Genomic DNA, 7,608 nt, shown 5'->3' on the forward strand with positions numbered 1-7,608 from the left:
TTAGCGCGTTGAACTATAAGAACATACCGCCAGAAGCCTCGATACGTTGTGCGTTTATCCACGCCGCAGCGGGTAACAACAAGACACTGATTGCACCGCCAATATCCTCGGGTAACCCCACCCGCCCCAACGCCGTTTGCTGCGCTAAAAACTCATTCATCTGTGGATTATCCCGCACCGCACCACCGCCAAAGTCCGTTTCGATTGCACCGGGAGCCAGCACATTAACACGAATCCCGCGTGGACCAAGCTCCTTCGCCCAGTATTTGGTCATGGTTTCGACCGCGCCTTTCATGGTGGCGTAGGCACCAAATCCCGGAACAGCAAAGCGCGTTAACCCCGTAGAGACATTGATAATACTGCCATTATCGGCAAGCAGAGGCAGCAGTGCCTGAGTTAAAAAGAAAGGCCCTTTGACATGAATATTCATCAAAGTATCGAACTGCTCCATACTAGTTTCAGCCATGGGAACATGGATACCAATCCCAGCATTATTAACTAGATAGTTAAAACTATCCCGCTGCCAAGTCTGTTCGAGTGCGGTTTTAACGCGTTGAGAAAAATCACTAAAGGACTGGCTATCACCCACATCTAACGGTAACGCGACAGCCTTGCGTCCGTACCATTCAATTTCCGCAACCACCTCAGCGGCCGCAGCGGCATTACTTTGGTAAGTTAGAATAATATCAACACCTTGTGCGGCTAAGGTCAGGGCCGCATTTTTACCTAAGCCACGGCTTGCACCGGTGATCAGCGCGATGGGAGTTGTGTTCATTGTGTATCCTCTTCATTCATCTATGTTAATGCCGCCGCACAACATGGCGATTCCACAGCACACAGCTTATTACTTGCACAAAGAGGGATAAACACACTATAAATGGCAAGACTGTTAGCCATTAGAGAACAATTGCGATGCAAGATAGACTGCAAGCCATGCAAATTTTTATGCGGGTGGCTGAATTAGAGAGTTTTACTCAAGCCAGTATCAGCCTAGGTCTGTCGAAAACCCATGTGTCGAATGTGGTAGCTCAGTTCGAAACCGCGTTAGGTGCACGTTTACTACAACGTACCACTCGTACTGTGCGCCTCACCCAAGATGGCATAAGTTGTTATGAGCGCTGTAAAAACTTGCTCACCGACTATCAAGAATTAGAAAGTCTTTTCCAGCTGCAGGCGACGCAAGTTTCGGGTCGCTTAAGAGTCGATATGTCCACAGGGATTGCGCGTAACTTAGTGCTTCCCCATCTTCCTGACTTTATTGAGCAATATCCCCAAATTGAGTTGGAGCTAAGCAGTACCGACCGCAAGGTCGATATCGTCGCCGAAGGTTTTGACTGCGTGATCCGCGTAGGCAGCGTGCAGCAAGAAGGTGTTATCGCTAAAAAGATTGGCCACTTTAAGATGCTTAACTGCGCAAGCCCAAGCTATATCGCAAAATACGGCAAACCATCGAATATAGAAGAGCTTAGCCAAGGGCATAAGCTCATCCATTACGTTGGCCAGTTAGGCGGCAGCGATTCAGGATTTGAGTATCTAAGCCAAGATAATCACGAACTCTGCGCCCTAGCCTTACCTAAGCTAATCACAGTCAATAATGCCGATGCCTACAGCGCGGCCTGTCTGGCGGGTTTAGGGATTATTCAAGCGCCAAATATTGGGGTGGCAAAATATCTTCAAACTGGCGAACTGATCGAGATCTTGCCAGATTACCCAGCGCCCTCAATGCCAGTGAGCTTGCTCTATCCCCATAGACGCCATCTTTCTAAACGCCTTCAAGTATTTATGGCTTGGTTAACCGAATTGCTGACGCCTTTTTTAGTATCACGTTAACGGTCAGTCTCGACATTCGCTAACCGCTGCGACAGTTCTGCCATCGAGCTTGCCGTGCGGGGATCGCACTCAGGATTGGCTACGGGGCTAAATGCGAGACGCGGACCGCCGAACCGACCTAAACGGCTTGGCAGAATATGCAAATCCCAAACTAACTGATCGTAGTAATGCAGCCGCAGGCCATTATCCGCAACAGGCCAATGGGCATAGAGTAAAAACGAATGATAACTCTGCGAGAGGGAGCAACTCGCTACTAATTTAAAATTGGCATCGAGCAGGCTGCACTCAGTCGATTCTTCAAAGGGGCAATCGTAGGAGGTCAGCAGTAGATAGCCTTGGGTGCCATTGGGTAAAGTGCAGCGGTACTGGGCCTCAAGCTGCCTTCCCGCAATATTGACCCCAGTAGCTTGCTGATTGAAATACAAAGGCTGAGTGATCGCCTCGGTATCGGACACTCGCAGTGTGAAGGCTGTTATCGGCTGCATGCTGTATCCTTCCTGTGCCTTGAAATAGCTAATTTCGCTTCCAATACAAGCCTATCAATATCAGGTATCCCACAAAATAAGCCAGCAAATCGAGTGGGTCGAAATGGCTACCAATCACAATTCGCGCCAAGCGGTTACCGCCCAGCCCCAGCTTGTCCACTAAGCCCCAATACTGACCAAATTCGATAGCGAAGGCAAACAGCAACACAGCCAATGCCAACCATGGCGTGTGCCAAAAGCGATTGATTGATTCCCCTTTTGCATTCACCACGGGCACTAGCGTGCGCGCCATGCAAAACAATAGGATCACGACTAACACGTCACCGACAAAACCGCGAATAAATCCCGAAGGCACAAAACGGGCGATCAACACTTCGATGATAAATAACAGCACCGCATAAATTAAAAAAGATTTTCGATCGGGCTGACGGCTAAAAAGATGGACTGGCATAAACAGGTTGCTCCCTTACCTCTCGAAGATGAAGCGGCAAAATCTAGCTTAATACCAATACCTTAACAAGCTTAGTTCGATGGATTTCTCACTTATTTGCCCAGTTCACTCAACAGAACAGCGGGCAAGTTCACTCCGCAAAATTTAAGCGTCGTTTAAGTTTGGCTTTAGTAGCCTGCAAGCACACCACCTTAGGAGCAACAGATCATGTCCTCAAATATGCAGCAAAACATCAACGTCTGGGATCCCTTGATCCGTATCTTTCACTGGTCATTGGTGGGCTTTTTTACCTTAGCCTACCTCACCGAAGGCGAAGACAAATGGATGAACATCCACAGTTACGCCGGCTACAGCATCTTAACCCTGCTGGTATTTCGCCTGTTGTGGGGCGTGATTGGCACTCACCATGCGCGTTTTATCAACTTTGTCACCCGTCCGAACATCGCTTGGACTTACCTGAAGGAACTCTTCACGGGCAAGGCTAAGGATTACATCGGCCACAATCCCGCAGGCGCACTGATGATAGTCGCCCTAATCCTCAGCATAGGGTTCACTGGCTTCTCCGGCATGGCACTTTATGCCACCGATGGCCAAGGTCCACTGGCCACAAGCTTTTTCGCTACTTGGCCCGAGGGCACACTGAAGGAAGTACATGAGTTTTTCGCCAACTTCAGCCTGTTTCTAATAGCGACCCATATCGGCGGCGTGATTGTCAGCAGCCTGCTGCATAAGGAAAACCTCGTCAGAGCCATGCTGACAGGTAAAAAGCAGCGCCCGCTGATCCAACAAGATGAACATCAATAACCGCCGCAACTCGACCGTTCAAAGGAGTCAGAAATGAACTACGTGAATAAACACAGCATCGGACTAGCAATCACTGCGCTACTGCTCAGCAGTGTTAATGTCAGTGCCGCCAATACCAAGGTCGCCAGCTTGCCACTCAGTGCCGAGCGAATTGGCTTACAACTGCAACAATATCAAGCACAAGGTGCAGGCCCCTTTAGCGCCGATGCAGGACAAGCACTGTGGCTACAGCAGAGTGAGGATCGCAGCTGTGCCAGCTGTCACACCGCCAAAGTGACAGACCCAGGTATGCATCAAAATACCCGAAAACCCATTGAGGCCATGGCGCCGTCGCTCACCAGTAACCGTTTAACCGATGCGGCCAAGATTGAGAAATGGTTTAACCGCAACTGTAACTGGACCTTTAAACGCGAGTGCACGCCTCAAGAAAAAGGCGACGTACTGCTGTGGCTAAGTTTGCAATAAAGGCGTTATCCACATCCATTTTAGTAAGCAAAACGTAAGGAAATACCATGACTAAACAAGCCCATCCCCTAAGCTGGATTGCCGGTTCCACACTTACTGCCCTCGCCCTGGCGATAGGCGTCGTAGGGCTCAGCTTAACCTTTACCAGCACGGGTTATGCCGACGATGGTCGCGAGCTGAATCAAGCCATCCCACAAAATGCAGAATACTCGGCAGAATGTGGCAGCTGCCATATGGCGTATCCCGCAAATTTACTGCCCGCAGACAAGTGGCAGGCAATTACCAACAACCTAAACAATCACTTTGGTGATGATGCCAGCCTGACGCCTGAAGCAACGGCGAGAATTGAGCAATATCTCGTTCAACATGCCGCGCAAAATGGTAAGGTGATGAAAAATAGCAAACCTTTAATTGTTGATATGGGGCCACAAAAAATTACCGAGCAGGCATTTTTTATCCGTAAGCACGATGAGATCCCAAGGCGCATGGTGCAAGATAACCCCAAAGTCGGCTCATTCAGCCAATGTAGCAATTGCCACAACCTCGCAGAGAAGGGCATATTCGATGAAGATACCGTTAATATTCCTGGCTTTGGCCGCTGGGATGATTAACAGCCCAAGCTGTCTAGCCCATGATGACGACCTCTCTAACAAAGTGGTCGAATGGGTGAAGGAGGGTAAAGTATTACCCTTCGACACCATCATGCAACGCTATGAATCACGGTTAAAGGGACGTTTGCTCGACCTTGAGGTCGAGCAAAAACACGGCCGCATCATCTATGAACTCGAAATCCTGCGCGACGATGGCATTGTCTATGAGATTAAGATCGATGCCAAAACGGGTGAATGGCTTAAGGAAAAGGTCGACTAATGCGCTTACTCTTGATTGAAGATGATGCCGACTTAGTAGCTCGCCTCATTCCCGCCCTTAACAAGGCGGGCTATACCGTTGAACATGCCAATAACGGCATCGATGGCGCCTTTCTCGGTGAGGAAGAAGCCTTCGAAGCGGTGATCCTCGATTTAGGCTTGCCCGGTAAGCCGGGCTTAAGCGTACTGAGCCAATGGCGCCAAAAGGGTCTGCTGATGCCTGTGTTAATTCTTACGGCACGCGATGCTTGGCACGAACGCGTCGATGGCCTTAAGGCCGGCGCCGACGATTATCTCGGTAAACCTTTCCATGTTGAGGAGCTGCTCGCCAGATTAGAAGCGCTGATCCGCCGACACTTTGGCCGCGCCGATAATCTGCTGCAACATGCTGGCGTCTCTCTCGATGTGGATAAACAAGCAGTGACCAATGCCGAAGGGGAAGTTATCGAGCTCACTAAGATTGAGTATCGCCTGTTGCATTATTTAATGGCCAACCCGACTAAGATTGTGTCCAAATCCGAGCTGAGCGAGCGTATTTACGAAGAGGAACAAATCAAAGACAGCAATGTAATTGAAGTGTACGTCAACCGACTCCGCCAACGCTTAGGCAAAGATTATATCGAGACGCGGCGCGGCCAAGGTTATCGACTCAAGGATGCATAAGCGTGTATTCACTCAAAGCCTATCTCACTAGAAACCTGCTTATCACCCTCACCTGTGCCATGGCACTATTGCTGTATTTGCTATTTCAAGGCATTCAAATCTTAACCCAAGACTTTGTTGCCTCGCGCCTGCAACACGATGCCGATAGCCTGATCTCCGCCCTCGAACCGCAAGCCGATGGCACTTGGTCGCTGAGAACAGACAGGCTCCCCAATGTGTATCACAGGGTCAACTCAGGTCATTACTTTGCGATTAACATCGGTGAGCAGCTATTACGCTCGCGCTCGCTGTTTGATCATGCCGTTTCACTCCCCAATCTTAACGTTGGGGAACAACAACAAGCCACTCAATACGTTGGCCAAGAACACTGGCTGATGTTCAGCCAAACCATAGTCAAGAATGGGCAAACCATCACCCTGTGGGTGACCGAAGACATCAGCTCACTCGAGCAAACCCAATTACGCTTTTTAGGCTTTGCCACGGTTGTGGTGCTGCTAACCATAATGATCCTACTATTTGCCCAGCATCTGTTGCTCAAACGGGGCTTTAAGTCGCTAGAGCAAATGCCAGATGCCATCAGGCAACTGCGGCTCCACGGGCATGAAATCGATACCCAGCACACGCCAACAGAGATTAGTCCTTTGATTGAGGAAATCGAACGCCTCATCAATCAACTCGGCCAAAGGGTACAACGCTCACGCAATGCCTTGGGTAATCTTGCTCACGAAATGAAACGTCCTCTGCAAGGGTTACAATCCTACCTCGATAGCCTAGCGCCAGAGCAAAGACGCGAAGGCAGCAAGGTGCTCGCGGATCTGCACCATATTATTGAGCGAGAGCTTAAGCGCACTAAAATCGTCGGGCTCTCCACTCCGGGGCGTTTCACCGTGCTCAATGACGATCTGCCGCCACTCATCCAAGTGATGCAGCGCATTTATCAAGAGCGCAAAATTGATTATCGGTTTGATAAAGCACTGGTGATTCCCTTTGACCGGGACGACTTACTGGAACTGCTTGGCAATCTGCTCGATAACGCCTGCAAGCATGCGCGTCGACAGATACAGCTTTGTATTGAACAGACAAATACCAGCAATCGAGCGTATCTGATTGAGGTCAGCGACGATGGCGAAGGTGTATCGGATAGCGATTTAACGGTGATTACTGAGCGAGGGATTCGGCTCGATGAGAGCGTTCAAGGCCACGGTTTAGGCCTGTCGATTTGCAAAGATATTGTCGAGAGTTATCAGGGAGAACTTAGCTTTACGCATTCAACACTTGGCGGGTTAAAAGTTAGCGTGATATTACCTCAGCCGCATTAAACGCACAGCAAAGCAAATGCTCGCTGTGCGATGGGAATTACGACTTATAAGGCATAGGGCCGAGATAATCTTTCTTACCCACATCCACACCGTTATGGCGCAAAATCGCATAGGCCGTCGTCACATGGAAATATAAGTTTGGGATAGCATGTTCAATCGCAAACTCATATCCTGTTAAATACTTACCTTCCCAACGTGGTTGAGAAACGTGAATTGTCGCCGCATCGGCAAAATCTGCCTCGGTAAATTGGGCTAAGTACTCGATAACAGAAGCAATACGCGCCTGCAGCTCTGGCAGAGTCGTTTCAGTATCATCATGCTTAGGTACGGTATCTAAATTCCCCGTTAGACGCGCGACCCCAATCTTGGCGGTATCACAGGCAATCTGGATCTGACGGATCAGATTAAATTGATCGGGTGCTAAGCGGGAATTCAATAATACCGCCATATCCACCTTCTTCAAGTTGGCAAAAATCTCACCCTTTTCCAGAATAAGACTCAAGTTTTTCAGCATCTTGCTAAATTGAACAGCCGTTAAATCATAAAGCATGACATAAACTCCTGTGATAAACGCCACCAGATTGCAGCACTAGAGACTATATTGGGGCAAAAAAGATGATTTCAACAGAGTTAAAATTTCAGCTTTGCTAGGGCGTGTTGACGTTTCGAGATTAAATTTTGTTCGTTCTGGCAAGCTCGTGCTCGCGAAACGAGGAATGATG

The 7,608-nt window shown here is 49.1% G+C and carries 11 protein-coding genes; 7 read left to right on the top strand and 4 right to left on the bottom strand.

Annotated features, from left to right (window positions below):
* Window positions 1–13 precede the first annotated feature (13 nt).
* Window positions 14–775, bottom strand: coding sequence for an SDR family NAD(P)-dependent oxidoreductase (locus L976_RS17005; protein WP_047538649.1), 762 nt, complete (start codon window positions 773–775; stop codon window positions 14–16).
* A 137-nt stretch (window positions 776–912) separates the two neighbouring features.
* Here L976_RS17005 and L976_RS17010 point away from each other — a divergent pair, with 137 nt between their 5' ends.
* On the top strand, window positions 913–1,830 hold the full coding sequence (locus tag L976_RS17010) for a LysR family transcriptional regulator (protein WP_037423076.1): 918 nt from the start codon (window positions 913–915) through the stop codon (window positions 1,828–1,830).
* On the opposite strand, the gene L976_RS17015 is transcribed toward L976_RS17010, so the two are convergent.
* Together L976_RS17015 and L976_RS17020 are read right to left on the bottom strand one after the other, a co-directional pair.
* Window positions 1,827–2,315 (bottom strand): hypothetical protein, encoded by a 489-nt coding sequence (locus tag L976_RS17015; protein ID WP_047538651.1) that lies wholly within the window; start codon window positions 2,313–2,315, stop codon window positions 1,827–1,829. The two genes, L976_RS17010 and L976_RS17015, sit on opposite strands and share 4 nt — an antisense overlap.
* A 28-nt stretch (window positions 2,316–2,343) precedes the next feature.
* Window positions 2,344–2,766, bottom strand: coding sequence for a ribosomal maturation YjgA family protein (locus L976_RS17020; protein ID WP_037423071.1), 423 nt, complete (start codon window positions 2,764–2,766; stop codon window positions 2,344–2,346).
* 207 nt (window positions 2,767–2,973) lie between these two features.
* Between L976_RS17020 and L976_RS17025 the strand changes: the two genes are divergently transcribed.
* The 6 genes from L976_RS17025 to L976_RS17050 are packed head-to-tail and all read left to right on the top strand — an operon-like array spanning window position 2,974 to window position 6,886.
* Window positions 2,974–3,570, top strand: coding sequence for a cytochrome b/b6 domain-containing protein (locus L976_RS17025; RefSeq protein ID WP_047538653.1), 597 nt, complete (start codon window positions 2,974–2,976; stop codon window positions 3,568–3,570).
* Window positions 3,571–3,603: 33 nt separating this feature from the next.
* Window positions 3,604–4,035 (top strand): DUF1924 domain-containing protein, encoded by a 432-nt coding sequence (locus tag L976_RS17030; RefSeq protein ID WP_047538656.1) that lies wholly within the window; start codon window positions 3,604–3,606, stop codon window positions 4,033–4,035.
* Window positions 4,036–4,082: 47 nt separating this feature from the next.
* A complete protein-coding gene (locus tag L976_RS17035) occupies window positions 4,083–4,646 on the top strand; it encodes a diheme cytochrome c (RefSeq protein ID WP_047538659.1) in 564 nt (187 codons plus the stop codon).
* Window positions 4,639–4,905, top strand: coding sequence for a PepSY domain-containing protein (locus tag L976_RS17040; RefSeq protein ID WP_037423059.1), 267 nt, complete (start codon window positions 4,639–4,641; stop codon window positions 4,903–4,905). The genes L976_RS17035 and L976_RS17040 overlap by 8 nt, the downstream gene beginning before the upstream one ends.
* On the top strand, window positions 4,905–5,567 hold the full coding sequence (locus tag L976_RS17045; RefSeq protein ID WP_037423056.1) for a winged helix-turn-helix domain-containing protein: 663 nt from the start codon (window positions 4,905–4,907) through the stop codon (window positions 5,565–5,567). Before L976_RS17040 ends, L976_RS17045 begins: the two co-directional genes overlap by 1 nt.
* Before the next feature lie 2 nt (window positions 5,568–5,569).
* Window positions 5,570–6,886, top strand: coding sequence for a sensor histidine kinase (locus tag L976_RS17050; protein WP_047538662.1), 1,317 nt, complete (start codon window positions 5,570–5,572; stop codon window positions 6,884–6,886).
* Window positions 6,887–6,923: 37 nt separating this feature from the next.
* On the opposite strand, the gene L976_RS17055 is transcribed toward L976_RS17050, so the two are convergent.
* Window positions 6,924–7,436 (bottom strand): DUF1993 domain-containing protein, encoded by a 513-nt coding sequence (locus tag L976_RS17055; protein ID WP_037423051.1) that lies wholly within the window; start codon window positions 7,434–7,436, stop codon window positions 6,924–6,926.
* Between the last annotated feature and the right edge of the window lie 172 nt (window positions 7,437–7,608).

The organism is Shewanella sp. ZOR0012 (assembly GCF_000798835.1).
GTDB classification, from domain to species: Bacteria; Pseudomonadota; Gammaproteobacteria; order Enterobacterales; family Shewanellaceae; genus Shewanella; species Shewanella xiamenensis.